This window comes from Bradyrhizobium pachyrhizi, assembly GCF_029714545.1.
GTDB classification, from domain to species: Bacteria; Pseudomonadota; Alphaproteobacteria; order Rhizobiales; family Xanthobacteraceae; genus Bradyrhizobium; species Bradyrhizobium pachyrhizi.
In genome coordinates this window covers 4,647,868-4,672,871 of record NZ_CP121667.1, presented here as the reverse complement: position 1 = coordinate 4,672,871, position 25,004 = coordinate 4,647,868, and the positions used below count along the sequence as shown (strand labels likewise).

At 58.3% G+C, this 25,004-nt stretch carries 31 protein-coding genes; 23 read left to right on the top strand and 8 right to left on the bottom strand.

Annotated elements, in window-relative coordinates:
• Positions 1 to 476 precede the first annotated feature (476 nt).
• The 3 genes from QA639_RS21910 to QA639_RS21900 all read left to right on the top strand — a co-directional run bounded on the left by QA639_RS21910 (position 477) and on the right by QA639_RS21900 (position 4,072).
• Positions 477 to 1,907, top strand: a complete 1,431-nt coding sequence (locus QA639_RS21910) for an SMEK domain-containing protein (protein ID WP_283087403.1) — start codon at positions 477 to 479, stop codon at positions 1,905 to 1,907.
• The gene (locus QA639_RS21905; RefSeq protein WP_283087402.1) at positions 1,904 to 3,313 is read left to right on the top strand and encodes an argonaute/piwi family protein; all 1,410 of its coding nucleotides are present in this window, start codon (positions 1,904 to 1,906) and stop codon (positions 3,311 to 3,313) included. Before QA639_RS21910 ends, QA639_RS21905 begins: the two co-directional genes overlap by 4 nt.
• Before the next feature lie 177 nt (positions 3,314 to 3,490).
• Positions 3,491 to 4,072 (top strand): hypothetical protein, encoded by a 582-nt coding sequence (locus QA639_RS21900; RefSeq protein WP_283087401.1) that lies wholly within the window; start codon positions 3,491 to 3,493, stop codon positions 4,070 to 4,072.
• Between the two features lie 429 nt (positions 4,073 to 4,501).
• On the opposite strand, the gene QA639_RS21895 is transcribed toward QA639_RS21900, so the two are convergent.
• The gene (locus QA639_RS21895) at positions 4,502 to 4,768 is read right to left on the bottom strand and encodes a helix-turn-helix domain-containing protein (protein WP_283087400.1); all 267 of its coding nucleotides are present in this window, start codon (positions 4,766 to 4,768) and stop codon (positions 4,502 to 4,504) included.
• 176 nt (positions 4,769 to 4,944) lie between these two features.
• Here QA639_RS21895 and QA639_RS21890 point away from each other — a divergent pair, with 176 nt between their 5' ends.
• The 8 genes from QA639_RS21890 to QA639_RS21855 all read left to right on the top strand — a co-directional run bounded on the left by QA639_RS21890 (position 4,945) and on the right by QA639_RS21855 (position 9,221).
• Positions 4,945 to 5,217, top strand: coding sequence for a helix-turn-helix transcriptional regulator (locus tag QA639_RS21890; RefSeq protein WP_283087399.1), 273 nt, complete (start codon positions 4,945 to 4,947; stop codon positions 5,215 to 5,217).
• Between the two features lie 294 nt (positions 5,218 to 5,511).
• Entirely contained in the window at positions 5,512 to 6,801 is a 1,290-nt protein-coding gene (locus tag QA639_RS21885; protein ID WP_283087398.1) for a tyrosine-type recombinase/integrase, read from the top strand.
• Between the two features lie 150 nt (positions 6,802 to 6,951).
• Complete coding sequence (locus QA639_RS21880; RefSeq protein ID WP_283087397.1) at positions 6,952 to 7,203, top strand: hypothetical protein; 252 nt, start codon at positions 6,952 to 6,954, stop codon at positions 7,201 to 7,203.
• Complete coding sequence (locus QA639_RS21875; RefSeq protein WP_283087396.1) at positions 7,203 to 7,454, top strand: hypothetical protein; 252 nt, start codon at positions 7,203 to 7,205, stop codon at positions 7,452 to 7,454. The genes QA639_RS21880 and QA639_RS21875 overlap by 1 nt, the downstream gene beginning before the upstream one ends.
• A 25-nt stretch (positions 7,455 to 7,479) precedes the next feature.
• Positions 7,480 to 7,899, top strand: coding sequence for a DUF6884 domain-containing protein (locus QA639_RS21870; RefSeq protein WP_283087395.1), 420 nt, complete (start codon positions 7,480 to 7,482; stop codon positions 7,897 to 7,899).
• 1 nt (position 7,900) lies between these two features.
• Positions 7,901 to 8,254, top strand: a complete 354-nt coding sequence (locus QA639_RS21865; protein ID WP_283087394.1) for a hypothetical protein — start codon at positions 7,901 to 7,903, stop codon at positions 8,252 to 8,254.
• Positions 8,255 to 8,264: 10 nt separating this feature from the next.
• Positions 8,265 to 8,558: a hypothetical protein gene (locus QA639_RS21860; RefSeq protein ID WP_283087393.1), complete on the top strand. Its 294-nt coding sequence runs from the start codon at positions 8,265 to 8,267 to the stop codon at positions 8,556 to 8,558.
• 6 nt (positions 8,559 to 8,564) lie between these two features.
• Positions 8,565 to 9,221, top strand: a complete 657-nt coding sequence (locus tag QA639_RS21855) for an SLOG family protein (protein WP_283087392.1) — start codon at positions 8,565 to 8,567, stop codon at positions 9,219 to 9,221.
• Here QA639_RS21855 and QA639_RS21850 read toward each other — a convergent pair.
• Positions 9,184 to 9,783, bottom strand: coding sequence for a DUF4118 domain-containing protein (locus QA639_RS21850; RefSeq protein ID WP_283087391.1), 600 nt, complete (start codon positions 9,781 to 9,783; stop codon positions 9,184 to 9,186). The two genes, QA639_RS21855 and QA639_RS21850, sit on opposite strands and share 38 nt — an antisense overlap.
• Positions 9,784 to 9,790: 7 nt before the next feature.
• Positions 9,791 to 10,102: a hypothetical protein gene (locus tag QA639_RS21845; RefSeq protein WP_283087390.1), complete on the bottom strand. Its 312-nt coding sequence runs from the start codon at positions 10,100 to 10,102 to the stop codon at positions 9,791 to 9,793.
• A gap of 390 nt (positions 10,103 to 10,492) precedes the next feature.
• Here QA639_RS21845 and QA639_RS21840 point away from each other — a divergent pair, with 390 nt between their 5' ends.
• The 8 genes from QA639_RS21840 to QA639_RS41790 are packed head-to-tail and all read left to right on the top strand — an operon-like array spanning position 10,493 to position 13,355.
• Positions 10,493 to 11,002: a deoxycytidylate deaminase gene (locus tag QA639_RS21840; protein ID WP_283087389.1), complete on the top strand. Its 510-nt coding sequence runs from the start codon at positions 10,493 to 10,495 to the stop codon at positions 11,000 to 11,002.
• Positions 10,999 to 11,295: a hypothetical protein gene (locus QA639_RS21835; protein ID WP_283087388.1), complete on the top strand. Its 297-nt coding sequence runs from the start codon at positions 10,999 to 11,001 to the stop codon at positions 11,293 to 11,295. Before QA639_RS21840 ends, QA639_RS21835 begins: the two co-directional genes overlap by 4 nt.
• Positions 11,292 to 11,486, top strand: a complete 195-nt coding sequence (locus QA639_RS21830) for a hypothetical protein (RefSeq protein ID WP_283087387.1) — start codon at positions 11,292 to 11,294, stop codon at positions 11,484 to 11,486. Before QA639_RS21835 ends, QA639_RS21830 begins: the two co-directional genes overlap by 4 nt.
• A 7-nt stretch (positions 11,487 to 11,493) precedes the next feature.
• Positions 11,494 to 11,688 carry a hypothetical protein gene (locus QA639_RS21825; RefSeq protein ID WP_283087386.1) on the top strand — a complete coding sequence of 65 codons (195 nt, stop codon included), beginning with the start codon at positions 11,494 to 11,496 and terminating at the stop codon, positions 11,686 to 11,688.
• Positions 11,688 to 11,867 (top strand): hypothetical protein, encoded by a 180-nt coding sequence (locus QA639_RS21820; RefSeq protein ID WP_283087385.1) that lies wholly within the window; start codon positions 11,688 to 11,690, stop codon positions 11,865 to 11,867. The genes QA639_RS21825 and QA639_RS21820 overlap by 1 nt, the downstream gene beginning before the upstream one ends.
• Positions 11,868 to 11,913: 46 nt before the next feature.
• Positions 11,914 to 12,546: an MT-A70 family methyltransferase gene (locus QA639_RS21815; RefSeq protein ID WP_283087384.1), complete on the top strand. Its 633-nt coding sequence runs from the start codon at positions 11,914 to 11,916 to the stop codon at positions 12,544 to 12,546.
• On the top strand, positions 12,543 to 12,821 hold the full coding sequence (locus tag QA639_RS21810) for a hypothetical protein (RefSeq protein WP_283087383.1): 279 nt from the start codon (positions 12,543 to 12,545) through the stop codon (positions 12,819 to 12,821). Before QA639_RS21815 ends, QA639_RS21810 begins: the two co-directional genes overlap by 4 nt.
• Before the next feature lie 27 nt (positions 12,822 to 12,848).
• Positions 12,849 to 13,355, top strand: coding sequence for a CHAP domain-containing protein (locus tag QA639_RS41790; RefSeq protein WP_346283697.1), 507 nt, complete (start codon positions 12,849 to 12,851; stop codon positions 13,353 to 13,355).
• 237 nt (positions 13,356 to 13,592) lie between these two features.
• Here the strand turns inward: QA639_RS41790 and QA639_RS21800 are convergent, their stop codons facing one another.
• On the bottom strand, positions 13,593 to 14,234 hold the full coding sequence (locus QA639_RS21800; RefSeq protein WP_283087381.1) for a hypothetical protein: 642 nt from the start codon (positions 14,232 to 14,234) through the stop codon (positions 13,593 to 13,595).
• A 288-nt stretch (positions 14,235 to 14,522) separates the two neighbouring features.
• On the opposite strand from QA639_RS21800, the gene QA639_RS21795 reads away from it, so the two are divergent.
• Positions 14,523 to 15,284 carry a hypothetical protein gene (locus tag QA639_RS21795; RefSeq protein ID WP_283087380.1) on the top strand — a complete coding sequence of 254 codons (762 nt, stop codon included), beginning with the start codon at positions 14,523 to 14,525 and terminating at the stop codon, positions 15,282 to 15,284.
• Positions 15,285 to 15,417: 133 nt separating this feature from the next.
• On the opposite strand, the gene QA639_RS21790 is transcribed toward QA639_RS21795, so the two are convergent.
• A complete protein-coding gene (locus QA639_RS21790; protein WP_283087379.1) occupies positions 15,418 to 16,338 on the bottom strand; it encodes a GIY-YIG nuclease family protein in 921 nt (306 codons plus the stop codon).
• Between the two features lie 201 nt (positions 16,339 to 16,539).
• Here QA639_RS21790 and QA639_RS21785 point away from each other — a divergent pair, with 201 nt between their 5' ends.
• Positions 16,540 to 17,040 (top strand): hypothetical protein, encoded by a 501-nt coding sequence (locus QA639_RS21785; RefSeq protein WP_283087378.1) that lies wholly within the window; start codon positions 16,540 to 16,542, stop codon positions 17,038 to 17,040.
• An 84-nt stretch (positions 17,041 to 17,124) separates the two neighbouring features.
• On the opposite strand, the gene QA639_RS21780 is transcribed toward QA639_RS21785, so the two are convergent.
• From QA639_RS21780 to QA639_RS21770, 3 genes are all read right to left on the bottom strand, one after another.
• Complete coding sequence (locus tag QA639_RS21780; protein WP_283087377.1) at positions 17,125 to 18,297, bottom strand: GIY-YIG nuclease family protein; 1,173 nt, start codon at positions 18,295 to 18,297, stop codon at positions 17,125 to 17,127.
• Positions 18,290 to 20,293 (bottom strand): DEAD/DEAH box helicase, encoded by a 2,004-nt coding sequence (locus QA639_RS21775; RefSeq protein ID WP_428841183.1) that lies wholly within the window; start codon positions 20,291 to 20,293, stop codon positions 18,290 to 18,292. Before QA639_RS21775 ends, QA639_RS21780 begins: the two co-directional genes overlap by 8 nt.
• 80 nt (positions 20,294 to 20,373) lie before the next feature.
• Positions 20,374 to 23,157, bottom strand: coding sequence for a class I SAM-dependent DNA methyltransferase (locus tag QA639_RS21770; RefSeq protein WP_283087375.1), 2,784 nt, complete (start codon positions 23,155 to 23,157; stop codon positions 20,374 to 20,376).
• 476 nt (positions 23,158 to 23,633) lie between these two features.
• Between QA639_RS21770 and QA639_RS21765 the strand changes: the two genes are divergently transcribed.
• Both QA639_RS21765 and QA639_RS21760 read left to right on the top strand, forming a co-directional pair.
• Positions 23,634 to 24,230 (top strand): hypothetical protein, encoded by a 597-nt coding sequence (locus tag QA639_RS21765; protein ID WP_283087374.1) that lies wholly within the window; start codon positions 23,634 to 23,636, stop codon positions 24,228 to 24,230.
• Complete coding sequence (locus tag QA639_RS21760; RefSeq protein WP_283087373.1) at positions 24,230 to 24,982, top strand: hypothetical protein; 753 nt, start codon at positions 24,230 to 24,232, stop codon at positions 24,980 to 24,982. Before QA639_RS21765 ends, QA639_RS21760 begins: the two co-directional genes overlap by 1 nt.
• Positions 24,983 to 25,004 lie beyond the last annotated feature (22 nt).

Below are 25,004 nucleotides of genomic sequence, written 5' to 3'. Positions count from 1 at the left end.
CTGACCGCGATGTGTGGTCCAGGTCAGACACGAATGCCGAGCACGCGCCGATAAACATCGCGTCAGCCTCATCTGCCGGCGGAGCGTCTCTGTTAAGTCTTTGATTTGGATGGTCGGGGCAGCTGGATTCGAACCAACGACCTGCAGTACCCAAAATTGTTCTATTTGCATTCTTGTGGTCAAGCTGACACCGAATGCAAACGTTAAGTCATTGAAAATTCTAAATTCCACCTCGTCACCTCGTTCATACGAATGCAAACAGTCCTACGAGTTGGGAAGCCCGGCTTCCACGAGAGGCGACGATAAGGTCCACTTCTGCGATCGAGACGGACTGCCCGCTTCAGCCCTCCTCCTCCACTGCTCGCAGGAGTTGGGGACATGTATCGGAGTTCAACTGGACTGATGGGCTCGGCCCTTGAAATGTTCTCAATGCGTTCCCATTACTACATGCGCCATTTGTAAGTTGGGGACACGGAATGAGGCAGCTCGAGGTTGAGAATCAGCTCCGCGACGTGGTCGGCCGTATCATCCTTCAGGTTGAGTTGGCGACCTCCCAAGGACGGACCGACATCAACTTGGCTCTGGAGGACGCCTTCATCCCCATCCTGAAATCGGTCTACAACCTGCCCCACCTCATTAATCTGAACCGCAAGCAAAAGAACTTTCCCGGCATCGATCTCGGTGACGACCACGACCGTGTGGCGTTCCAGATAACGTCGACGACGACGCTCGAAAAGGTGAAGTTCACCGTCCGGCAATTCATGGACCGGGCCTACTACAACACATTCGATGAGCTCTTCATCCTCATGCTCGGGCAGAAGCAGTCGTCCTACAGCCAAGCGTCGGTGAACGAGCACTTGACCAGCAAGTTCGCCTTCAACTGCAAGAAGCACATCATCGATCTCGGCGACCTCCTCGGCCAAGTGTCCGGTCTACGGCTCGCTGCTCAGGAGCGTGTGCTGTCCGAGTTTCGGCACATTCTGGGAGAGGTCGACGCCTATATCAGCTACAGCTCGGAGAGCCTCGCCGCGCCGACAGCCATCACGTCCAACCTTCAGCAGATCAGGCTACCCAAGACGGTCTACGTGGGCGAGTTGACGATCGACGATAAGAAGGTCATCGCACAGGCGAAGACGAAGCTCGGCTACAAAGGCAAAGCGCGGAGCAGGAGATCCGTTGTCAAGATGGCTCTCCTCCTCAACGGCGTGGAGAGCGACGCATGGGTCTGTCATGACAACAAGCTCTTCTCGTTCCAAGACATCGAACAGTGCGGGCTGATTAGCGTGGTGGACGCGGGATCGGTGGAGCCGCTGGGGATCGCGGATCTGGCCAAATCCACCGAGTTGGACAACGTGAACATCCTGAAGCAGCTTCTCTCAGCCGAGACACGGGAACAGTTGAAGCAACACCATGTACGTATGCACACCATGGATGGATTCTTCTTTTTCGGGCCAACCGCGGAGGCGCAGCTGGAGCGAAAGGAGACCTGGGTAGGCAAGAAGACCGCGATCCGGCGCGTCTACGAGGTCAAGTACCAGAAGAAGGATCCGACGAAGATCGCCCACCACCGGCATCTGTCGTTCGAGCTGACGTTCACGAAGCTGGACGACACCTGGTATGCGCAGATCGTGCCGAGCTGGTACTATTCTTACGACGGATACCGCCGGTCACACTGGCACGACGATCTCCTATCGCAGCAGAAGCGACTGGAGCACAATCTGACCGTCCGAAACATGGTCCGTTTCGTCGCATACTTCCTATCCGAGACCAACAAGAACGAGGACGAGGACTGTGGGCTACGCTTTCTCTCCCTCGTCGAATTCAACGTGCGGGAGACCGACGAGGCGGAGCCCGTCGATGACGACGGCGAGGACGTTACCGACATGGCAGAGGGAACGGCGGCATGAAGCTAACGACGCTTGCGGAGCCACTGCTAGAATTCGGAACGGGTACGCACATCTGTCCCCGCACCGGGATCGAGCACTTGGGTGTCTATGATAAGCGGGACGAACTGCGTCGAACCGAATTGCGTGTCGGGGTGGTCGGTCGCGGCGAGGGAATAGACCTTCTAGACGAGTGGCTGGAGAGATGCCGGGATGGAATCGAGCGCAAAGAGGAATCCAGGCTGCTGAATCTCTTCCGCGGCTTTGGCGGCATCAAACAAGACTACGGATTTCTGACTAGGCTCATCAATTCACCTCAATACACTCGCACCCTCAAGAAATCGGATGTTTCGGGAGTCGTTAAGTTAGCGTCCCGCCCGGAGCGGGTGGAGCGGGCCGTCGAACTTTACTACGAGCAGATCCGCTTCCTCGCTGAGAACAGATCAGTTGATGTAATCGTCTGCGTCATGCCGAACGAGATGTTCGATTCCATTACGACGGCGGCAGGCGACGACGATTCAGAAGAGAGTGAGCTCGAACACAATTTCAGGCGCATCCTGAAGGCAAGATGCATGCACCTCGGCACCCCACTGCAGTTGGTGCGCGAGAAGACCATTCTCATTACCAAGCATGCAGGCGACCAGCAGGACCCCGCCACAAAGGCGTGGAATTTTTGCACAGCGCTCTACTACAAAGGGAACAGGACGATCCCTTGGCGTCTCGTCGAGGACACTGCGAAGTTGCGGTCGTGCTACATCGGCATCGGCTTCTACAAGAGCCGGGACGGCGAAACTGTGTCGTCGAGCCTAGCCCAGGTTTTCGACGAGTTCGGCCACGGGATCATACTTCGCGGTACGCCGGTGTCGATCGACAAGAAGAACCGTCATCCGTATCTGAGCGAGGATCAGGCCTACGAGTTGCTGCGCGATGCGCTAGACGAATATGACCGTGCGCTCGCGCACATGCCGGCCCGGATCGTGATTCACAAATCGAGCCACTTTCGGGAGAGCGAGCGGAAGGGTTTCCTCAAGGCGCTCGACGAAAAGGGTATCCGAACCAAAGACTTTGTCGCCATAACGGACACAGATATCAGGCTGTTCAGTGATAAAGATTATCCGCCGAAACGCGGGACACTCCTGACAATATCTGAAACCGAGGGGGTGCTCTACACGCGCGGTACCGTCGACTTCTACAAGACGTATCCCGGAATGTATGTGCCGACCCCGCTGAAGATCACCGTCTATGAGCAGGATTCGTCGCTTGAGAGCCTGTGCGACGAGATACTGGGGCTAACGAAGATGAACTGGAACAACACCCAGATGGACGGTCGTCTGCCGATCACGCTGGAGTGCGCGCGGAAAATCGGGGACATCATGAAATACGTCAGCCCGACAGAGAAGCCGCAGGTCAGCTACAGCTTCTACATGTAGCCAACCCCGGATAGTGATCTCTGCTGCAAGCCCGGCTGATGTCTCCGCGCTTTATTGATGGGAATGAGTGTGAAGCTGTCGCTTATAGGAAAGGTTCGGCATTACATTTCTCGACTGCATCTGCGCGCTATTGTGTGGTCGAAATTCTGGGGCCTTAGTAGGTCTCCGGCTGCCCGGATGACCGTCCTAATCCCGCTTGTGGGCTATCTGATCATTTTTAATGCCAAGATTGCCGAATACCTCCAGCTCGTCGCTCGGCTGGGAGGTCCGCTGAATACCGCAGAAGTTTCTCCGAGGCTTCTGCTCGTTTACTTCGGTTTGTGTGCAGTCGCCGCGGCGGTCTCGATATACGCTTGGCGCTGCCCGAACGCGGTCAAATATTACGGCTCGGCAAATGCATACGTATCGGGAGTGAAGGACGCGACCAGCGATTTCCCGATGGCGGAGATCGAGCGGGTTTTCACTCACAACAACGATAAATTCATTGAGGAATTTTTCGAGATAAGAGATCGCTACAAGAAGACCAATTTGCCGGGAGAAGCAGGCGTAACATCTGAACAACGCGACTCAATGTACGTTGGATACCTTCATTTGTATTACCGCTATCTGGACGAAGAGCATCCGATTTCCCGCATCGCGGTCGCGGTGCTGTACTCAATCGGCTTCGTCTGCCTGCTGATACCTTCTGCCGGCGTCTTCTGGCGCGTGTGTAAGATCCTGTGGGGCATACTCACCACTCAAGCCCGCTTGTTGTTCTAACGAAGCATCGCCCTCTGATACTCCAACGCCTAAGCTCGTCTCCTATGCCTGATCGCAGGCCGTGAGCGCGACGCCGCGTACAGAAGCGGACAGCCGAATCAGCCCCTTGTCCGAATCACCAACCTCGCATTTACTGACCGACACCCTTGCGGGAGGTGCTGCAAGATGAGCGAGCAACAACACCAACGCGAACGTGTATCCGTCGGCTGGTCCGGCTTCAGCGTGGAAGGTAAGATTTCCACACTGTTATTCTTCGCTCTCATAGCTGCGCTCGTTATAGGGGCGTTCGCGACTGGCAAGGCCTCGGTGATCTTGGATTCATGCTTCGGCGCTCGGCGGTTTTGGTAGGGAAACTCCGCCGGCCGTTGATGTTTCTGATCAATCTCTAGAGATCGTATCGGCCAAGTATTTCAGCTCGGGTCAAACGTTTCATTTCGGCTTTGTAGGCCGCCCTGCCGACAACGGTTTTGGGGGCCGCTCTCCGCGTGCCGGCACTCGAAAAAAATCCGCTATAGAAATCGACAGCGCTTCCGCGAGCTTATCTAGTACCGAGACTGTTGGGTTTTCGAGTCCGCGCTCGAGACTACTCACATAAGTTCGGTCGATTTGGGCGTCCACGGCGAGCTTTTCCTGGGATAGCCCTCGCTCTACGCGATGCCTCCGAAGATTCCACGCGACCAGCCGCCGACCATCCATGCCGAGGAAGCGATCATTTTGCTGTTTATAAAACCACGGTCCATAGTCGACATATTATTGGGACTCGATTTCATTTGACGTGGGGCTGAGGTCGCCTGCCCCCGGTGTCGGCACGCGGCCGACAAGCCGTAGAGCCTACCCTCTTGGCGGGCTCCTACTTTATTTCGGAGATGACAATGAACAGTGCCGAGGTACCAGAGATCGCACCGGAGATCGCGCCAGCTATCCGGCAGATGGTCTCGATCAAGGACGTCCTAAAGAAAATACCGATGAGTAGATCCACGCTGGAGCGGAAGGTGAAGGAAGGTACCTTCCCGAAGATGTACTCGATCGCGCCCATGCGCGTGGGCTTCTTTCTCGATGACGTGCTGCAGTGGCAATCGGATCTAGTCGAGAACGCGATCAGGCCTTCTGAACCAGTGCGCGTACTCGTGCGCGGACGCCATTAACTATAAAAAGGAAGCCCAGGGGAAGCCCGATACTGCCGCGCGAAGCGGGACTGCGTGTAAGTCATTGAGAATGCAATGGTTTGGTCGGGGCAGCTGGATTCGAACCAACGACCTGCAGTACCCAAAACAAATATATTTGCATTCTTGTGGTCATCCTGACACGGTCTGCAAATGTTAAGTCGTTGATTTTGCGCTTTGAGACCTTGTCAGCATTTGCATTTGCATTTAAGCAGTGTCGCAAATTGAGGTCCCGGGGACCTCTGCATCGAGGCACTGACTTAGGATTTTCCGCAAATGAAGAAGCGACTGACAGACATTTTCCTCAAGACCGCAAAGGCTGACAAGGATAGCCGCCTCGACGTCTTCGACAGCGAGGTTCCTGGACTTATGCTGCGGATCACTGAGAGCGGCACCAAGACCTTCTCGTTCAAGTACAAGATCCGCGGCACCAACAATACCGCCCGTGTGACCATCGGCGCCTACCCGGAGGTCAGCCTGGAAGATGCGCGAGAGACGGCGCGTGGCTACCGGGCGGACATCCGCGCCGGCAACGACCCGAGGCTCGAGAAGATCGCCAAGATCAAGGTCACCTCCACGATCGCCACCAAGACCTTCGAGGACGTCTGCCACGAATACATCGAGAGCTATTCCAAGCCGAACCTGGACTCCTGGAAGAACGACGAGCAGCTGCTGCGGGCTCCCCGCGCGAAGTGGGGCAACCGACCGATCAAGACCCTGACCGACGACGAGATCATGTCGTGGCTGGAGAAGGTCGCCAAGGACACCCCCGTCCAGGCAAACCGGACGCAGTCCAAGCTGTTCCAGGTCTTCAAATGGGCGAAGCTGCCCGGCCGGAAATACGTCGACGTGAACCCCCTCGCCGACCTGCCTCTGCAGGGCCAGGAGCACCCGCGTGAGCGCGTTCTCGACGACAGCGAGATCAAGATGCTGTGGCACGGGCTCTACGATCCTGACCTGCCTGCCGAGGACCCAGTGCGCGGCGCGCTGCGGCTGATCCTGTCGACCATGGTTCGACCGGGCCAGGCCGCTGGCGCCATGCTTCCGGAGATGCAGGACTTCAAGGGCAAGGAGCCGCAGTGGCACATCCCGAAGATCCGGGTGAAGAAGCGCCGCGAGGTGATCGTCCCGATCAACGGCATCGCCAGCAAGGTGATGGAGAAGGCTCTCAGGGAGGAAGGTCAGATCGCGCTGTTCCCGACGCCATTCGAGCACGGCTTCAAGAACGTCGAGAAGCGCGCCGCCCGGCAGATCGAGCAGCTGCCGATCCTGCGCAATTCGATCTCGCAGGCGCTGACCGGTCGCCCGAAGCAAGGCCGCGTCGGTATCAGGGAGTTCCTGAAGATGGAGCACTTCACGCCGCACGACCTGCGCCGAACCGCCGCGACAATTGCTCGCAGGGCCGGCGCTCCCCGCGACGCCGTAAAGGCCACCCTCGACCACGTCAATGGCGACGTGACCGCGGTCTACGACAAATACGACATGCTGAAAGAGAAGACCGACGTGCAGGGCGTTCTGGCCTCGGCACTGACCAACATCATCGGAGACAAGCTGTGGGCGAGCTGATGAACGACGACGACTACATCCCCTTCGAGCCCTTCCGCGCTGGACCCCGGACGAGAAGATTGCGCCCCGGCGAGATCGAGCAAGTCAGGAACACCATCCGAAGGATCAAGGAGCGGCGCCGAGCACGGCAAGCCGCAAAGGAAATTGAGAATGAAGACCACCATCACACTGATCGCGCTGCTGCTGACGACGGCGGCATGGGCTGAGACGCCCTACCCCGTTCCCAGGAACGGCAAGGAGACCATCACCAGGAAAGGCACCTGCCCGACCGGCTACGTCGGTCTCGGCAACAAATGCGAGGCGCTCCACAAGGACACGCCCCGCGCCTACCGGTTCATCCCCGGCACGGCCTGCCCGTCCGGGACGTTCCGCAGCGGCGACTACTGCAAGGAGTTCCGCTGATGGGCAAGAATAAGCGTGGCAACGCCGACCTGCACGCCAAGGCAAACGCATTGATGGAGCAGCCAGTCGTCGGCGACTGGCACTCCTTGGAACAGGTCGTAACGCAACTGGGCGCGGCTGCCCCCAAGGCGGCGAAGGAGGCTGTCGCCAGCTTCCAGCGCTCCATGCTGGTGCTGCCAAACCCCTTTGGCGACAGCGCGGGAAGCGTTGTCGCCGAATCCACCGAACCGGCCCCGGCCGAGCAAGTCTGAGATCGAAGCGTTCAGGAGGTTTGTCATGCGGGTCGCGTTCCTATCCTGCGTCAAGACCAAGTCGGCCACGCCGGAGCTGGCGGAGCACCTCTACATCTCGCCGTGGTTTCGGATGGCGAGAGAGTATGCCCGCAGGAACTCGGAGCGCTGGTTCATCCTGTCGGCCCAGCACGGGCTGGTCGAACCGGGCCGGTTGATCGAACCGTACGAGCGCACCCTCAACGGGGCGCGAATCGACGACCGCATCGACTGGTCCGAACGGGTGATCGAGCAGATCAGGGAGCGTGATCTCAAGGGTGAGCTGGCCGTTGTTATGGCTGGTGAGAACTACCGACGTTTCCTTTTGGAGGAACTTCATCGGCGCTTCCGCAAGGTCAGCGTGCCGATGTACGGACTGATGATGGGCCAGCAGCTGAGCTGGATGAAGAATGCACTAGGAGGCTAAATTGGACGACAACAACGATCTGGTGGGACGTATTGCCGGCATGGCAATGACGCACCTCACCGGGATGAGCCATGCGACGGGGGTGTACTTCAAGGTCGTCGAGGTGGCCGGGAGCGAGGCCAAAGCGATCTGCACCAACCCAGGTCTTCCGAAGATGGAGCGCATGTTCCCGGTCGAGCAGCTGCGCCGGCAGCTCCGGCACGAAACCGTCGCGGGCCAGCTCGCGCAATTTGAGGATGAGGCTCTGGACTATGTAGCGAAGTGCTACCTCACGGAGCGTCAAGCCGGCGAGGACGACGAACAGCTCAAGGCTAGGCTGACCGCAATCGGGCTCGGCCCGAAGGGGATGAACTGAGGAAATGATGATGAAGAAACTGCTGCTGATCACGCTCGCCATGGGAATTACCAGCCAGGCGCAGGCCTACACCTACAACTATATCTGCAAGGATCATGGGAAGGCGTACCCGCTGAAGGTTGATGACGCAGCGAACACCCTGACCTGGAGGGGAACTGTCTACAAGATCAAGGAGACCGACTGCGCCAAGGCGGGCTGGCACGCTGAGAAGGATGGCGTCGGGTTTGATTTCTGCACCGCCACGAAGGGCTACGCAGACTTCCAGCTGAACGGCGCCTCGATTGTTTGTGACATGAAACGCTGAGGAACGATGCCTTCACCTCGAGTCTACAACAAGCACCACGGGGGTACTCCCCGGAACGCGGTCTACATCGGCCGCGGCTCCCCGTGGGGCAACCGTTTCGTCATCGGCACGGACGGCGATCGCGATCAGGTCTGCAATCGGTTCGAGTGCGAGCAGCTGCCCGACCTGGACGTGTCGTCCCTCGCCGGCTGTGACTTGGTCTGCTACTGCGCGCCGCACCGCTGCCATGGTGACTCGATCCTGCTGAAGGCGAACCACCGCGTGGTCGTTTTCGGTGGTCGGAACTATGACGACGAACGCACGCTGTATCGCGTTCTCGACGTCGTCCATGCGCGCCGGAAGATCACCTGCATCATTGAGGGGGAAATGTCGGGGGCCGATCTGCTGGCTCGCCAGTGGGCTGAGGACCGCAACGTTGCGGTCGATCCATACCCGGCCGACTGGGACAACATCGATCGCCCTGGGGCGGTCGTGAGAAGAAACCGACGCGGCAAATTATACGACGCCGCGGCGGGCCCCTTTCGAAACGAACAAATGCTACGTGAAGGCCGTCCGGATTGCGCCGTTGCTTTTCCGGGCGGTAAAGGCACGCTTGACATGACGGAGCGCTGCCTGGCTTACGGGCTCACTCCCTTGAGTGTCGAAACGGCCCTTCACCCCTAGCGAACAAGGGGATCGCGAAGGCAGCGCCGAGATCGACAGCGATGTTGAGAAATTCGCTCCATTTCGGCCATGAGAAGGTCAGGAGCGGATCAACCGCGAAGAAGTTGACGATGATGGCGGCGATCACAGCCACGATCAGCGCGTAGCTCCGACCCCACGCGAGCGCGGCGGCACAGACCCCAAGAGCAAGCATGACGTCGATCCGAGCGTCGATCTGAAGGAAGTCCATCGCGAAGGCGATCGGGGCGGACACGCCAAACGCGGCAAGGCCGAACATCCAATACGGGACGCGCCATTGCTTTGTCGCTGGCGGATCGGTCTCTGATGGAGTCGCTTCGGGGGTGACTTCGTCGAGACTGATGGCGTCGAGGTCGATGGCGCTGCTGCCGCTGAACCACGCTGGAACGACGCCGCGGTCGAGGCCAGCCCACATCTGGTCAATCGCGGCCATAAGTCGCGCGTGGCTCCTGGAGATCATCAGGCTCTCGTCGTCCCGTGACTGGCCGACGAAGGTGTCGCCGAGCTTGGCGACGTCGTAGTTCCGATAGATTGTGGTCATCATGCGCACCTCAAGCCACGGCGTGGATCGGCGCGGCCACGGGCGCGATCGGAAAGGTTGGCACCCGGGAGGTGGCCGGACGGTCTATGACGACCATCGCTTCGGTGGCGGCGTCGATGTCGACGATCACCGCGGTGCTGGACAGCCAGGCCGGCGCCGGGATCTTTCCTTCAAGGGCATTCCAGAGCGTGTCGATCGCCCGAGTGACGCGCAGCATGTTCCTGGATCTGATTGTGAATGGTTCCCCGTCATAGGTGTCAGCCCTGTAGGCCGCCCCGTCGAAACTCACGACGTAGGAGCGGTATTCAAACGACGTTTTCATTGTTCTTGAGGTTTCTCGTTCCCAGACCCACGGTGGGCCGGCTTATGGCAAAACTGCTATTAGCATTTGCATCGCAGTGCAAGCCCGGCTGTTCCCCGTTATACTACGGTAACCTTAATCCCACCCACGATCGCAAAACCCCGTGTTCTGTAGGTATTTGCGACATATGAGACACAGTTAACGAGACTCAGGAAAGTGGTCACCCCCTCTTGCCACCCCCTCGTATTTGCTTTAATGCAAACAACATAAAACAAATGGAGAGTCGATGTTCCCGGGTTCCAGACCGCTGGTTGCTGCCGTGTTTCGGTGTGTTTCCGCATTTTCCCGCGGCGCTAAATTAGCCAACAATGTTGTGGCATCAACCCGAGTTGCAAACTCCGGTGGCGTTCGATGACCTCGGTTGCGCACGCCATCGACCCGGAACTCCTTCTCCATCCGGAGCGCCGCCCGCAGGTCTTCTTCGACCGATACTTCCTCACGGTCGCTGCAGCGGTATCCACAGCCTCCAAGGATCCGAGCACCAAGGTTGGCGCAGTGATCGTGCGTCCGGACCGGACCATGGCCTCCTTCGGCTACAACGGCTTCCCCCGTGGGATCGCCGACACAGTCGAGCGCCTGCACAACCGCGAGGTCAAGTACGACCTGGTCATCCATGGCGAGATCAACGCGATCCTGACGGCCCGCGAGCCGCTGCACGGCTACACGCTCTACACCTGGCCCTTCATCACCTGCAAACGCTGTTCCCTCCACGTCATCCAGGCGGGCATCAAGCGCGTCGTCGCTCCCGAGCTGCCTGATCACCTGAAGGAGCGTTGGGCCGCCTCGGTGCATGACGCTGGTCAGCTCTACGATGAAGCCGGCGTGGCCTGGGAACTGATCCCTCCAGAGGAGACCGAATGAAGCTCGGCGACTGGCCCCTGCCCTATGTTCGGGTCAAGTGCTCGAAGTGCGATCGCGAAGGCCGCCTCGGCAAGGACGGCCTGATCGAGCGCTTCGGCCCTGACCGCGAGATGTTCGTGGTCCGCGAGAAGCTCACTGAGCCCTCCTGCAAGCGACCGGACAAGAAGCAGCCGTGCCAGTCGGTGCTGCCAGACGGCCTGCTGGTGCAGGCTATCACGGCGAAGAACGACGACGAGATCATCGACAAGCGGCTGACCGCTGAAGCGAAGACGTGGCGAGAGGAGAAAAAGTGAAGATCGAAGCACACGTACTGGAGGCGAGAGACCGAGGCGACAAGCTGCAGGTCCAGGCACAGGGGCGCGCAGTGGGTGCCGCCGACTGGCAGCCGTGGATGGAGATCCTCGTCAACGTTCCGATGACTGGCCGGAACAAGCGCGCCTTCTACGTCGGCCGCGACATCGAAATCATCGTCACCCCGCGCTGAGGACACCATGAACAAACGCGAGATCGAAGCTCTGGAGGATGCGGCAGGTCGCCCGGGTGGCTGGGGTCTGTTCAAGCAGAAGACCACGGCGAAGCTGGCCGCGCTGGGCTACTTCGTGAAGGAGCGGCACCCGTCGTACGGCAACCAGTTCCGCATCACCGACGCCGGCCGCGCCGCGCTCGCAGCCGCGGTGTCGAACTGATGCCCGCGACAGAGGATGAGCCGCGGCGCGATCCTGAGCGCTACAAGGTCGGCAAGCTGACGAGCTGCGCGGGTTGCGGCAAGTCGTGCCGCAAAACCCACTGGGGTCCGTGGTGCTACGGCTGCAACGTCGAGCGCATCGAGCGGATCAACAAGACCTTCGCTGACCTCCCGAAGTAACCACCACCAGCATCGACGGGATACGTGTGCCCGGACGTTTGCTTGAATGCAAATCGAGAAAATGCAGATCAGACCCTTCCCCATCCTGCCGGCGCCGACGTTCAACCTCGCGCCGTTGAAAGAGCATCACTACGGGCTCGCGAAGATCGACCCGCCGTGGGCGTTCAAGACCTACTCGGCCAAAGGCAAAGGCAAGTCCGCCGAGCAGCACTACGACACGATGACTCTCGAAGAGATCTTCGAGCTGGACATCGAGCGTCTCGCGCATCGCGACGGCATGTGGGTTTGGCTCTACGCCACAGCGCCGATGTACGACCAGGCGCGCGAGTGCTTCCGCCGCTGGAGCGTCACGTATGTCACCCAGGGCGTCTGGGTGAAGATGGTCAAGGACGGCAGCAAGCCGACCTTCGGTACCGGCTACGCGCTCCGCAACTGCCACGAACCCTTCCTGATCGGGAAGATCGGCAAGCCGAAGATCCACGCACGCGACATCCGCTCCGTAATCCTCGAACCGCGCCGCGAGCACTCACGCAAGCCTGAGCAGGGCTACGTCGAGGCCACTAAGATGGCTGGGCCTTATCCGAAGGCAGACATCTTCAGCCGCGAGCAGCGTCCCGGCTGGGACTCCTGGGGGAACGAGACCTCGAAGTTCAACCCGCAGCAGGAGATCGCAGCATGACTCAGAAGATCACCAACATCGTCGTGGTGTCGGCCGGACCACTCTCGTTCGCCGCCACCCGCATCGAGACCGAGGGCGAAAAGCCCCAGCTCAAATTCCGAATGATCTGCGGAGACGAAGTTCTCGCAGACATGGGTGGAGAGGCCGCGCGCTTCTTCACTGCTCGGGTGCAGGAGACCTTCGCCATCGTGAATGGCGACGAGTGGACGCGGCACCCGACCTACGCCGCGGTCGAAGCTGACCGCAAACGGATCGCCGCACGCAGCGCGGTCTGACCAACCTTCAACGGAGCTATCCCAAAAATGAGAACCCTGAGCACGGCGCTCGTCGGCGCCGCGATCATCGCTTTGTCTTTTTCAGCCGCCGAAGCCCGCCCAAGACATCACAATCACCATCATCACCGCGTCGTGGAGCGCCTCGCCGCGCAGGAGGAGCCGTCGTTCTTTGACTCGTTCCAGCACGGGTTCAGCCACAGCTCCGGCGTGGTCGAGCGTGCGCGCCAGTTCATCGGAGAGACCGCCCATCAGGTCGGTGTGCGAAGCACCCTGTGGTGCTCGGCGTTCCTCCGGAAGATCACCGGAGCACGGGATGTCGACGATCGGGCTTTCTCCTGGGAAGGCCACCAACGCGTCACGCCGCAGGTCGGCGCGATCGTGACAATGGGCCGCCGAGGCGGCGGGCATGTCGGCGTGGTCTCCGGCTTCACCAAGAATGGCGATCCGATCGTGATCAGCGGCAACCACGGGGGACGTGTCAGAGAGGCGATCTATTCCCGCAGCCGCATCAGGGCTTGGGTGTCTCCCACATAAGCCGATTCCGATGAAGCTTGTCAGAGTAGTAGCGCCGCACTTCGTCGCCGGTTTCGAGACCGATGGCGTGGTGCGGCGCGCGGCGCCCATCTTGAAATTTCTCGTCGGCAAGACCAACGACCAGGCACGGGCGTACTTGAAATCGAAGGGCTGGAAGGCCAGCATCGTCCCAAACAATCCACACCAGAGATTTCGCAGCTGAATTCCCTATCCCTGATGGGTTCGCTCACGCACTCTCTAAGTTTGGTGAGACGCCGCAGACACTCCGCTGAAATAAGTATCCCAGAAGAGCTGTGCATGCTTTACCAAACTTGCCTCATGCTCCACGAATCTCGGTTGCCCCCGATCGCAGGCTCGATAAAGGTCGGCAGTAAGTCGCTCCGCTACATCATGTAGCTCGTATATGTCATCGTACTGAAGTATCGGCGTGTCCTTCTTACTGATCAGCAGATGCGCCACTGTTTCATTTCGAATTTGCTTTTGATGCTTGAATAGATCACTTTGCGTCAGCGCTTGATATTCTTGTCTTGCTCGTTGAAGAGCGACTGAACATTGCGGCGCCGAGGAGCCAGGCTCCGGGAAGCAACTTACTAATTTCGGATCTTCTAGCATTCTGAGAATCTGGCCAACGCTGGCGCGATTGCCTCGCCAATCATCGGGATCCAAGCATGCCATGACTGTACCGATCATGGCCCGAAGTACCCCCGCACGCGCGATATAAATTGTAGTGACATGAGGTTCTTTGATCACTCCGAGATTTCTGCTATGCAAATTCTCAAGGAGAGCTCGAAAAGCGCGCGCATTGGCGACGGCTTCGTCTAACGCATAAAGACGCACAAGAACGTCGTTGGCGCGTTCAAGCAGAAGCGGATCAATCATGCAGTTATTCTTTCTGGGATAAAACTTCTCCACTCTACATCTTTGAATGGTGGCAAGCGAGTCGAACTGTTGGGGAGCGCGACGACGCCGCGGCGTCATGGGGCTGGCGTTCTGGAGCTGCGGAGTCGTGGTGTTCGCGCCGCCGGGTAGCGATGCGCGTGAGGGACGTAGTTTGATCAAAGGTCTATAGGGCAGCCCGAAAGAAGACATGAACCCGTGCATGATAGCATTCTTGCCAGCTGCCTTACTTCCGGCGAAGCATATCCTCGGCGACATCGAATTAGATCAATGACAAATATCCGCGTTTACGACATTCCCGTTCCGAAGGACAAGCTACGCGCAATGCCAATTGATGAGCGTGGATTTCTCTTGTCGTTAGGTTACTCGGCGAACTACGTCTCAATGTTACAGAAGCTACTGATTTTCTCGATGAATAGTAGGCCGCCTTCAGACGCCGAGACGCTCTTATCCGCAGCACAGACGCAAATGTTGTTGCGCTTGTTGATCGGCGCCTTGCACGAAACTTGGGTTTTGATCAATGACCGATACCTGGACGAGAGTTTGGAACGAGATTACGGCTCGCGATTAGACGATGGAGGACGTGCCGCCCTCTCAGCGTTGAAGACCGTGTTTCAGGAGCCCTCGGTCTTAACCATCGTTCGCAACAATTTTTCGTTTCACTATCCGAATGACAAGGTCCTGAACAATGCGATTGAGGACGCCTACAAGAACCCAGACTCAGACGATCTGTGGCGTCTCTATTTTTCGCAGTACGGCTTCAATTCACTGTTCCTCGTATCGGACCTAATGGCAATTCATGGCATTAGCCGATTAATCAAAGAGAGCGATGTAGCCAAAGTTCAAGAGCGCCTAATGAGCGATGTGCGCTCGGCTGCCGATGCTACATTTCAGTTTACCAACGCTTTTTTCGCGGCCGCATGGCAGAAGAACTTTGGTTCGGTGATTGACGCGAAGGCCCTAATAACAATCGACAATCCACCGCTTATGAAGAGTGTTACTATTCCATTTTTCGTCGACATGAATGGCTAGCGGTGAGGATCACGGTGGTGGCGCAACTCTGCTCGATCCTCACGTGGAATCTAAACACGGCCCAGTTTGCCCAGATCGAGACGCGGCCACGCCAATTCAACCGCAACAGACGAGCCCAACCACAAACGGCGCGCTAGTCTTTTGCCACAAGATCGCTGATTGACTTCGCGGAAAGCAGCTTCGCCCTCGTCGTATAGCGCGGTCCCTGCATCGCTCCGGATGGCGCCCCCCCGAAAGGAATCGGCCCGATTGGCTTTGCGGGTTCGGAAAATACCAACTTGTACTTTCCATTTTCGCCGTAAGGTTCGATGCGCTCAACAGGCGCAATATGCGTGATGGCTGATACAGGCTGCGTTTGATAGGCGGCAATGTATTTGATCTTTTGCAGCATCCCGCCCGAGATGCGAATTGCATGCCAGGCATTCTGGCCTACGAAGACCTTTTCAAAACCTTCTTGTTGAGCCGGAACGATGACCGTATCCGGTTCATCCAAAACAGGCGGTGCAGCGGCACTGTCTGCATGAGCCTTCGGCAACGCCACTGCCTTCGGCTGTTCGAAGCAAGTCAAGCCGATCAAGGGCAGGATTTGCAGCATCTCCCGCAGGAATGCTTGCGTGTCGGCGCGCTCCGCCTCGGAAAGCTGCGGTGCCTGCGGCTCTACGCCATTTTCGAGATGGCTTTGGTCAATTTGTTGGGCACGCTGGATGAGCGCATACTCCAACCATGTCGCGTGAGCGCGGTTTAGGCCACCCGTTGCATTAGATACGAAAACCGCTGCCGAACCCCAAAAGTCCTTGTTGGCAAAATGGCTGTCAATTCGGTTGCGAACAACATCACCCTGGCCGATGTAAATTGTTGGCAAATCGTCGTCAGTGACGCGACCAATCAGGATATAAACTCCGGAGCGCGAAAAGTCGGCCCGTGTTTTGATCTTCGGCCAATCTTCGCGTGGGAATGCGATGCCGAGTCCGGTCCAGTTCATCCGGTCGATGATGCGCAACCCCTCGGGATTGCCGTCCGGAACGAAAATGCGAATTGTGAATGGATCAGCCACGCTTCCCCCCTTGCCGTTCCTCTTGAGCTGCGCAGGATAGTGCCGAACTCGCAGTCTCTCAAGGATGCGTGTGCGCGTCGTACAGAAAGGGTGGAAGGCAAGTGTGGTCAGGGACCGCAAGCTCGACACCTAGTGGGCTTCGGCGAAAACTGTTACCAAGTGGCTTTGGGAATTCTTCGACATTATTGAAGTATTGCAAGCTTGGGAAACATCATCGCCATGACGAAGATTTTGGGAGAGATGACCACTGCCGCACTCAGCGATTTCGCCAATGTCAGCGCACTAGCTGGAACGGAGTGCGACCTAACCAAGATCAAGGTCGAAGTTCTCAATAAACCTCACAAGCCGAGCGGCTTGCCGACCGGACGAATGGCGGTTTATTGTTTCTTTCTCGACGGACGGGCGCTGAAGGTTGGCATAGCGGGACCGAACAGCGGCCCCAGATATCTGTCGCAGCACTACAATCCAAATAGCGCAGGCAGCAATCTTGCCAAGTCTATTCTGGCATATCCGAGCAAAATTGGCATCGCGCCGTTGCACACTAACTTCGTAGGTACCTGGATCAAAGAGCACACTGATCGCATAAATATTTTGCTTCCCGACTCATTTGGTAAACCAATCCTCTCCATGCTTGAGACCTTCCTGCACGCCAGATGGAAACCAATATATGAGGGCCGCCAGACGGGTGGTGGCTCGCCCTAGTCACTGGTATCTCAGTTTGAGTTTGGATCGCCGAGAAGCTCATCTGCGGTATCTCAGACTTGGCGAGCATGGCATCAATCAAACTCAAGTTACACGCACTAACGCTGCTGTCCTTGGGTCGTATAGGTAATCGGTGATGGTGCCGTCTCTGATTCGATCGACCGCTTCGTTGATGACGAAGAGAGGCACGAGAAACCATTCGCGGGGAATCACCGGATGACCGAAGCGATCCTTGATCTCGATATCGAGCCGCGCAGGATCAAAGATGCGATGGATGAGGTTTTCGAGCTTCGTCCGATTGATATTGGACAGCTTGTAGGTGGCGACTACCTCCACGTCGGCCAAAAGGAAGGTCGCGTCGTTCTTCGCGTCGCCGATGCGTGTCTCAACCGTGCCGCCGGTGACGCCGATCTTGTGCAGCACGTCGCGGTGGGCCGCGACGGTCGGATGGTCAGACTTGCTACGCAGCACATAGATCGTGCCGCTGGCCAAATCGCCGTCTTCGCTCTCGTCGGAAAACAGCGGCCCTGCCGTGGGGTCGGTGATGCGCCGGCCCGCCTCATCGCGGTGGAGGGCACGTTGCAACGAGCGCAATAGAACGTCGCTCTCGGTACCGTTGTCGTAAATCACGCGCAACCGGCTGTCGCGACGGTCGTACTCGGTCACAAATTCCTCGCCGACTTCCGCGACATAAGCGATCTGGCCCCCGACGATGAAAAACTCGCCCTGCTTGATCTCGGCCATCGTCTGGAATCGCCGCGTCTGACGTATGCCAGCGTCGAGGTCTCTCTTCACCTGAACGAACAAGGGCTTGAAGTTATCAAAGTCCTCGCAGGGCGTGCGGTTGGCGATTTCCTCGGCCGCGCGCTTGTCGGCGGCGGTGCGGACATGGCGAAGCTCGGTAATGTCGGACGGGCTCGCCATATCCTCGAGTTCGGCCAGCAACGCATCATCGTCCATCGGCGTGACGGGCGTCTTGCCCGTGCCGGCCAAGAGCCCCTGAGTGTCGAGAGGTACGAGAAGCGAATGGCATTCTTCTAATGCACGTAGCCGATCGAGGCGGACGGCATAAAGCCGCTCGAAGATGTCTCGATCCTCGCCATGCTGCGGAGCGCGGCTATGCGTGTCGGCAAAGCGCTGGATCTCCTCGAAGCCGGCGATGATGCGTTCCTCGCGCGGCGAACGCCCGCCCTTCTTCTCTGTCGGAGCGAAATCGGCGAGCTCGGCCGCCAGGTCGTCAAGATCGAGGTCACTCATAGCGACCTTCCTTCTTGAATCGCATGAAGGCCGTGGCGCCTTCGGCCATGCGCTTTTCCCATGGATCCTGGGCGTCCATGGATGGCGACCGGCCGCGCTCCTTCTTGAACTTGACCGCACGGAGTGCCAATTCGCGGGCCTCGTCCGGGGTCAGCGCAGTGCGTCTGGCGGTGATGGCGGCCTGGACCTGCTTCAGGCTGTCCTCGTTCATATTCTTGGCGAGGATAGCATAGGCCTCGCCGAACGGATTGATGCGGTCGATAAGGTCGATATCGAGTTCCGTCACGCTAAGCGCATATTTTTTCACACCGTCGATCAGCGCGGTGTTGGCGGATGGTTCACCGTTACCGGCAGCACCGCCTTCAAGCACGATCTTCTTGGCCTGCTGGGTCAGGTTGAGCGCGGCTATGGCGTGCTGGCGCACCGCCTCTTGGTCGGCCTCGTCGAGTTCCGGGTACTTGTCCTTGATGATCTTGCCCATCCGGACCTGGGTCAGTTCCTCGGGTATCAAATCCTCATCGAACAACCCGCGCTCGATGGACGTCTTGTCCTGGACAAAGGCAGCGATCACCTCGTTCAAATCCTCCGTGCAGATGCGGCTGGCTTCCTCGCTCTTTGGCTCGGCAAGGCCCTTGATCTCGATCTGGAACTGGCCCGTCTGGTCGTTGAAGCCGACATTGGTCTTGTTCGGATCGTAGCCGCCTTCGCCGTAATTGAAGCCCTCGACCGGGCCGCTCTGCGGATTCTTCGGCGTGAAGTTGAAGCGCGGCGCCAGCACCTGCTCCATGAGAAGGCTGGCGGCGATCGCCTTCAGCGTGTCGTTGACCGCCTCGTTCACGGCTTCGTCGGCAGCGTCCGGCTGGGCGATCAGATTGGAGAAACGGGCGCGAGTCTTGCCCGGCGCATCGCGGGTGGCGCGTCCGATGATCTGGACGATCTCGGTGAGACTGGAGCGATAACCGACCGTCAGGGCATGCTCGCACCAGATCCAGTCGAAGCCTTCCTTGGCCATGCCGAGCGCGATGATGATGTCGACATGGTCGCGATTATTCTTCTGCGCCGGATCTTTCAGCGCCGCGGAGACTTTGTCCCGCTTGGCCGCATCGTCATCGACCAGATCGGCGATCTTCAAAATCCGCCCATCGGGAGTCTTGATCAACTGGAAGCCGGTTACGGGGTCAGTCCCCTGCCATTCGCCAAGGGCCTCGATGATGTGCTCCACCTCCTTGATCTTGTCCTTCGTGCTTTCGCGCGCATTGACGCTCGGGATGTGGACGATGGTCTTCTCGGCCGGATCGAGAACGTCGATAATCGACTTCTCTTCAGCGCTCCCCTTGCTGGTGTAGGAGCCTGAATAGAAGAAATAGCCGATGTCGAGCGATTTGAGATATTCGTAGCCGTTCAACTGCTCATAGTAGGTGTAGGTGACCGGTTCGAACTTCGCCTCGTCCTGAGGATTCAGCACCGGTACGGCGTCGCCCCGGAAATAGGAGCCGGTCATTGCGACGACGTGCACCTTGTCGCGGGCGATGAAAGCGCCGAGATGCTGCCCGAGCTTGCTGTCCGGATCGGCGGAGACGTGATGGAATTCGTCCACCGCGATCAGCCGGTTATCGAACGCCTCCACGCCGAACTTGTCGACGGCGAAGCGGAAGGTCGCATGGGTACACACGAGCACCTTGTCGTCGCTGGCGAGGAACGCTCCCAGCGAATTGACCTTGCCGCCATTGTCGGAGCCAGGCGCGTTGCAGAGATTCCATTTCGGTTCGACGCGCCAGTCGGCGAAGAAGCCGTATTTTGATAGCGGCTCGTCATGGAAGCTCGAGCCGATGCTCTTTTCCGGCACCACGATAATCGCTTGGCTGAGCCCTTGGTTGGCGAGCTTGTCGAGGGCGATGAACATCAGCGCTCGGCTCTTGCCCGATGCAGGCGGCGATTTGATGAGCAGATACTGTTCGCCGCGCCTCTCATAGGCGCGTTCCTGCATCGGCCGCATGCCGAGCGCATTGGCCTTGGTCGACGAGCCGTTGCGGGCATAGGACACCGAAACGGAAGGTACGGATGTCTTGTTGTCGGTCACGCGTTAGCCCCCGCCTTGCGTTTTTTTGTCGCTGCCGGCGCAGCGGCCATTTTGGTGTAAAGCTCGAACAGCTTTTCGAGTCGCTCGGTATCGTTCTTGAAGCGCCGGCCGATATAGATGCGCTCCAGCACCTCGTCGTTGCGCTCATGAGCCGCTTGAAGGTCTGCGGGCATCTTCTCTGGGTCATAGAGGTCTGCAATGGTCGCGGGGTAGTGCGCCTCACGCGCGAGCAGGATATCCTCGGCGCAGCGGATAAGATCGGCTTTCATCTTCTCGGTGAGCGTCGGGACCGGGAAGGTGTTCCAGCCGAGCGTGTTGGAGTAAGAAAAATCCGTGCGCATGCGAACGCAGATCGTTCCAATCCAAACCCAATGCAGGCGCGATGCGATCAATGCCATGTTCCAGAGCGGAGCATCAAATAGGGCGTAGCACTTGTTGGACATAATCGTGCCGGGCGGAAGAAGTCCGCACGGCAGATAGGGACGATTTTCCGAACTGATGGCGGCGACGGCGATCACTCGTTCATCGCCGGTCTGGCGAACTTCACCAAAACAATATGGCGTTGCGGCGAGTGCTTGGGTAGTAGCTCGACCTGATGCAGCGCGCTGCTCTCGGACAGCTTCAAACCGTTCACGCAGCCAAAGGTTCTCATTGGCTGCCGGATAGTCGCCATCGTCTATCCAAATACACCGGCGCTCTGTCCCTCGGATGAACTCTTGCGATCCGACAAATGGGCGGATGAAGGTCAACGGGACTCCTTGATTGCTCGCAGTTGCGGCTTCATCAGAATCAAGCAGCAAATGCCCCCCATCATTGGGCATGTTGCCAAAACTCATTTCAGGCAGTTCGTTTAGTGGTCGTGCAACCGGCCCCACTACGATGTTAGGGCCGGGCACAAGATAGGCGTTGATGTGCTCGACTTCCTTTAAAATCACGCCTCCATCAGCGCTATCGGAAAACAGCCGCCGCGTTTTCCCAGCGTGATTGGAGATGCCGACGATGGCGACAGTGACACCAGCATTGTAGCTGGCGAGGTTAGCCCATTTGAAAGAGGTATGAGCAAAGGCGATTTCATGGCCGGTCTTGAAAATCAGCGACCAGAGAGTTTCTACCTGTCGGCCTTGGCAGATGGAATTGGTGGAGACGAACGCAGCAATAGTGCTGGTCTGCGTCCCGTAGTCGGCAGCCTTCATGAACCAGCCCGCAACATAGTCGAGCGATTTCCAATTCTTTGTCCGTCCGTCGAATATCGCTTTGAGGTCGGACTTCTGTTCCTCGGTTTGCCATTGGCTTCCTCGATAGGGAGGGTTTCCGCAGATATACGTCTCCCCGCCCTCGTTCTCGAAGTCGATCTGAGCCTGATCGAGCGGCGTGTTGAACAGGTCATCGCCGTGCAGTTTCACACCTGTTCCTGTCGGCGGGCAAAGGCTCAGCCAGTCGATCTGCAGCGCGTTTCCACGAGTGATCCAGTTCTCCTTCGACAGCGGCAGAAACTCGTTCAGTGCAAGTTGCTGGCCGCGGTAGAGCACGTCGCACTGAAACTCGGCGATGATCAGCGCAAGCCTTGCGACCTCGGCCGGGAAATCACGCAGTTCGATGCCGCGAAAATTGGTCAACGGGATTTCCGAGGAGCGATCGGCCTCGCCGCGAAGGCCGTTGATCTTCGCCTCGATCTCCCGCATCTGCTTGTAGGCGATGACAAGGAAATTCCCCGAGCCGCAGGCCGGATCGAACACCCTGATCTTCGCCATGCGCTTGCGCAGGTTGAGCAGCATACGGGCATTGTCGCCCGCTTCCTCCAGCTTCGCCCGCAAATCGTCCAGGAACAGCGGGTTCAACACCTTCAGGATGTTCGGCACGGATGTATAGTGCATACCGAGAGCGCCGCGCTCCTCCTCCTCGGCGACGGCCTGGATCATCGACCCGAAAATGTCGGGGTTGATTTTCGTCCAGTCGAGCTTGCCGATATGGATGAGATAGGAACGCGCGATCTTGCTGAAGCGGGGCACGTCGACACTGCCGGAGAACAGTTCGCCGTTCACATAGGGGAATTTTTCTCCGGCCCAACGAGGAATGCCGGCGGCAACACGATCTTCCTGTTTCGTGTTCATGGCGCGAAACAACGTGCCGATGACCTCGTGGGTGATGGATGTGTCGCCAGCGCTCATCCGCTCGACTGTGTCGGTGAACAGGTCCTTGCCGCCGAAAATGCCGGTATCCTCGGCGAAGAAGCAGAAGATCAACCGTGCCATGAAGTGGTTCATGTCGTGGCGGCGGGCGGCGGCGCCCCAATCGGGATTGTCTTTCAGAAGCTCGACATAGAGCCGGTTCATGCGGCTGGTGGCGCGGATGTCGAACGAGCTTTCGCGGACCTGCTTGACGGTGGTGATCCCGGCAAGCGGCAAGAAGAAACCGAAATGCTCCGGCAAGTCCCGATAGGCGCAAGCAACCGGCGCGTCGTCCGATTCTAGGTCCTCGGCTTCGAGCGTCTCCCCGTCGGTGGCGAGGATGTACCGCGCCTTGGCCCTGGCGGTCGCCGGACTGGCCTTCAGCGCGGCAAGAGTCTTGGTAGCTTCGCCCGCCGGACAGACGGCGATGTGAATATTGTTGGTTTGCAGGACGCCGCCCAGATCGGACTTGTTCGACACGCCCGAACGCAGGCGTCGGATCGTGGTGTCCTTGTTCCCGAACGCTTGAAGGAAGGAATACGGGAATTCTACGCGGTCGAATGGCTGCTCAGCGAGAGCCGAAATCGCCTCTTCGATTTCGACCGGGTTCATACCGTTCCTGCCCCAAGATGCATTTCAAGTTTCACATTGTTTCGCCTCAACTTCGATTTCCTTAGCCGGGGCGGTGGCGGCCAGGCCTGACCGGGCTCACCGTGACGAGTCGCACGTATCAACCGAATTAGTCTAACCTTTTTTCCAGCGACAAGCGCCTATTACGACCGAAAGTCGTATGGCGCTGGATACCGCACGGGGCAGAAGCCTGACCAAGTTACGCCCGAGGACGAGAGCAAGGACCCGGCTGCAGTGGCACTAGGAAAGAAGGACGGTAAGGCGCGAGCGGATGACGGACCACGATGACGGATGCAGAGCGATTGCCACGGTTTCGGATCGATCGAGTAGCATAGGATTCAGAGGGATAACTGGAACAAAATGGCAACATCTCCTTGCGTGGAACTACAACCAGTGGCTAAATATACGCCGCTTCACACCGAATCACCCGGATCGCTCTGCTTTCGCAAGGAAATTGTATGGCCAAGAGTTCAGGTAAGACGGGCGGTACCTCCCGCATCCGCTTCATCATGGTTGATGCGGAAATTGCCGACGACCAAATCCACTCCGTCACCCAGGCCATCAGCAACGCCTTGCGCGGACCGAACACGGTCACGAAGCGCATCGCCGCGCCGGCTCCGCAGTTGAACGGTAATGGCGCCGAGCACGTTGACGAGCCTGAGGTGGTGGACGAGGCGGAGGAGATCGACGCCGTCGATGTGACGCCGGCAGCCCCGAAGACGAAGAAGCCCCGCAAGGCGGCGCCCAAGCCCAACATGATCACAATCGACACTGAGAGCGACCCACCGCTATCATCAATCGGTACCTTCAAGGACCATAGTAAGCGATACCTCGCCATTGCAGCGTGGCTGCATGACCACCGCAACACCCCAGTCGTGACGCAGGATCATATCTTTTCCTGCTATCGGCTGCTGGGGTGGCCTACCAACATCCCTGATTTTGCGCAGCCGCTCCGTCAGTTGAAGTTCAAGCAATATTTTGAATCTCCCGAACCTGGGAAATACGAAATCAACCAGCTAGGGCTTCAGAAGGCCAAGGAAGCGTCTGGCGACTGATGCAGCTTCAAGAGCTGGTCGAGCAGGTTGCCGAGTTCAACACCGCGGCGCCGAAGGAACGCATCAAGCTCTTTGCCTGGTGGCTTCATGTCCACGGAGGCAAGGAGCTTTTCGGACCTGCCGACATCCGGGGATGCTACAACAAGCTCCACATCGACGATCCTCCATCGCTCGCCACCTATCTCTCCAGGCTGGCGGACGCCAAGGACCTGATCGTTGAGCGCGGCAAGTACAAGCTTGCCCGCTCAGTCCGGTCAGAGCTGGACAAGAAGTATGGCGTCCATCACAGCGTGGTGGCGATAAGCAAGCTCCTCACTGACCTGCCGGCCATGGTGCCGACCGTGGAAGAACGGGCCTTCCTCCAGGAAGCCTTGAAGTGCTACCGCATCGAGGCGTACCGGGCCTGCATCGTCATGGTGTGGAATCTCGCCTACGCCCATCTGCTGGACTGGTTATTGAAGGACGCCAATAGGCTCACGGCATTCAACAACACCATCCCGAAGCGCTTCCCTGCCCTCAAGAATATTCAGGTCGCGAAATACGATGACTTCCGGGACGAGTTTAAGGAGCGCCAGGTTGTCGAGATTTGCAGCAGCGCGGGACTTATCAACGACGACATCTTCAAGGTGCTCAAAGGGAAGCTGGACCGGCGAAACAGCGCGGCCCACCCATCGACTCTTGTGTTCGTCCAATCACAGGCCGACGACATGATAACCGACCTGGTCAACAACGTAGTGCTGGTGCTCACTTAGCGCTGTAGATGGGCCTCTTGTC

What these genes read in the sequence shown, in the direction of transcription:
- QA639_RS21855 (WP_283087392.1), top strand. Translation starts at nt 8,565, where the DNA reads ATGCCTTCACCTCGAGTCTACAACAAGCACCACGGGGGTACTCCCCGG.
- QA639_RS21895 (WP_283087400.1), bottom strand. Translation starts at nt 4,768, where the DNA reads ATGGATGGTCGGCGGCTGGTCGCGTGGAATCTTCGGAGGCATCGCGTA.
- QA639_RS21820 (WP_283087385.1), top strand. Translation starts at nt 11,688, where the DNA reads ATGCCCGCGACAGAGGATGAGCCGCGGCGCGATCCTGAGCGCTACAAG.
- QA639_RS21765 (WP_283087374.1), top strand. Translation starts at nt 23,634, where the DNA reads ATGGCCAAGAGTTCAGGTAAGACGGGCGGTACCTCCCGCATCCGCTTC.
- QA639_RS21850 (WP_283087391.1), bottom strand. Translation starts at nt 9,783, where the DNA reads ATGATGACCACAATCTATCGGAACTACGACGTCGCCAAGCTCGGCGAC.
- QA639_RS21760 (WP_283087373.1), top strand. Translation starts at nt 24,230, where the DNA reads ATGCAGCTTCAAGAGCTGGTCGAGCAGGTTGCCGAGTTCAACACCGCG.
- QA639_RS21880 (WP_283087397.1), top strand. Translation starts at nt 6,952, where the DNA reads ATGAAGACCACCATCACACTGATCGCGCTGCTGCTGACGACGGCGGCA.
- QA639_RS21900 (WP_283087401.1), top strand. Translation starts at nt 3,491, where the DNA reads ATGACCGTCCTAATCCCGCTTGTGGGCTATCTGATCATTTTTAATGCC.
- QA639_RS21795 (WP_283087380.1), top strand. Translation starts at nt 14,523, where the DNA reads ATGACAAATATCCGCGTTTACGACATTCCCGTTCCGAAGGACAAGCTA.
- QA639_RS21845 (WP_283087390.1), bottom strand. Translation starts at nt 10,102, where the DNA reads ATGAAAACGTCGTTTGAATACCGCTCCTACGTCGTGAGTTTCGACGGG.
- QA639_RS21870 (WP_283087395.1), top strand. Translation starts at nt 7,480, where the DNA reads ATGCGGGTCGCGTTCCTATCCTGCGTCAAGACCAAGTCGGCCACGCCG.
- QA639_RS21885 (WP_283087398.1), top strand. Translation starts at nt 5,512, where the DNA reads ATGAAGAAGCGACTGACAGACATTTTCCTCAAGACCGCAAAGGCTGAC.
- QA639_RS21770 (WP_283087375.1), bottom strand. Translation starts at nt 23,157, where the DNA reads ATGAACCCGGTCGAAATCGAAGAGGCGATTTCGGCTCTCGCTGAGCAG.
- QA639_RS21890 (WP_283087399.1), top strand. Translation starts at nt 4,945, where the DNA reads ATGAACAGTGCCGAGGTACCAGAGATCGCACCGGAGATCGCGCCAGCT.
- QA639_RS21775 (WP_428841183.1), bottom strand. Translation starts at nt 20,293, where the DNA reads ATGCGGCCGATGCAGGAACGCGCCTATGAGAGGCGCGGCGAACAGTAT.
- QA639_RS21780 (WP_283087377.1), bottom strand. Translation starts at nt 18,297, where the DNA reads ATGAGTGACCTCGATCTTGACGACCTGGCGGCCGAGCTCGCCGATTTC.
- QA639_RS21815 (WP_283087384.1), top strand. Translation starts at nt 11,914, where the DNA reads ATGCAAATCGAGAAAATGCAGATCAGACCCTTCCCCATCCTGCCGGCG.
- QA639_RS21860 (WP_283087393.1), top strand. Translation starts at nt 8,265, where the DNA reads ATGAAGAAACTGCTGCTGATCACGCTCGCCATGGGAATTACCAGCCAG.
- QA639_RS21810 (WP_283087383.1), top strand. Translation starts at nt 12,543, where the DNA reads ATGACTCAGAAGATCACCAACATCGTCGTGGTGTCGGCCGGACCACTC.
- QA639_RS41790 (WP_346283697.1), top strand. Translation starts at nt 12,849, where the DNA reads ATGAGAACCCTGAGCACGGCGCTCGTCGGCGCCGCGATCATCGCTTTG.
- QA639_RS21840 (WP_283087389.1), top strand. Translation starts at nt 10,493, where the DNA reads ATGACCTCGGTTGCGCACGCCATCGACCCGGAACTCCTTCTCCATCCG.
- QA639_RS21875 (WP_283087396.1), top strand. Translation starts at nt 7,203, where the DNA reads ATGGGCAAGAATAAGCGTGGCAACGCCGACCTGCACGCCAAGGCAAAC.
- QA639_RS21825 (WP_283087386.1), top strand. Translation starts at nt 11,494, where the DNA reads ATGAACAAACGCGAGATCGAAGCTCTGGAGGATGCGGCAGGTCGCCCG.
- QA639_RS21905 (WP_283087402.1), top strand. Translation starts at nt 1,904, where the DNA reads ATGAAGCTAACGACGCTTGCGGAGCCACTGCTAGAATTCGGAACGGGT.
- QA639_RS21910 (WP_283087403.1), top strand. Translation starts at nt 477, where the DNA reads ATGAGGCAGCTCGAGGTTGAGAATCAGCTCCGCGACGTGGTCGGCCGT.
- QA639_RS21800 (WP_283087381.1), bottom strand. Translation starts at nt 14,234, where the DNA reads ATGATTGATCCGCTTCTGCTTGAACGCGCCAACGACGTTCTTGTGCGT.
- QA639_RS21835 (WP_283087388.1), top strand. Translation starts at nt 10,999, where the DNA reads ATGAAGCTCGGCGACTGGCCCCTGCCCTATGTTCGGGTCAAGTGCTCG.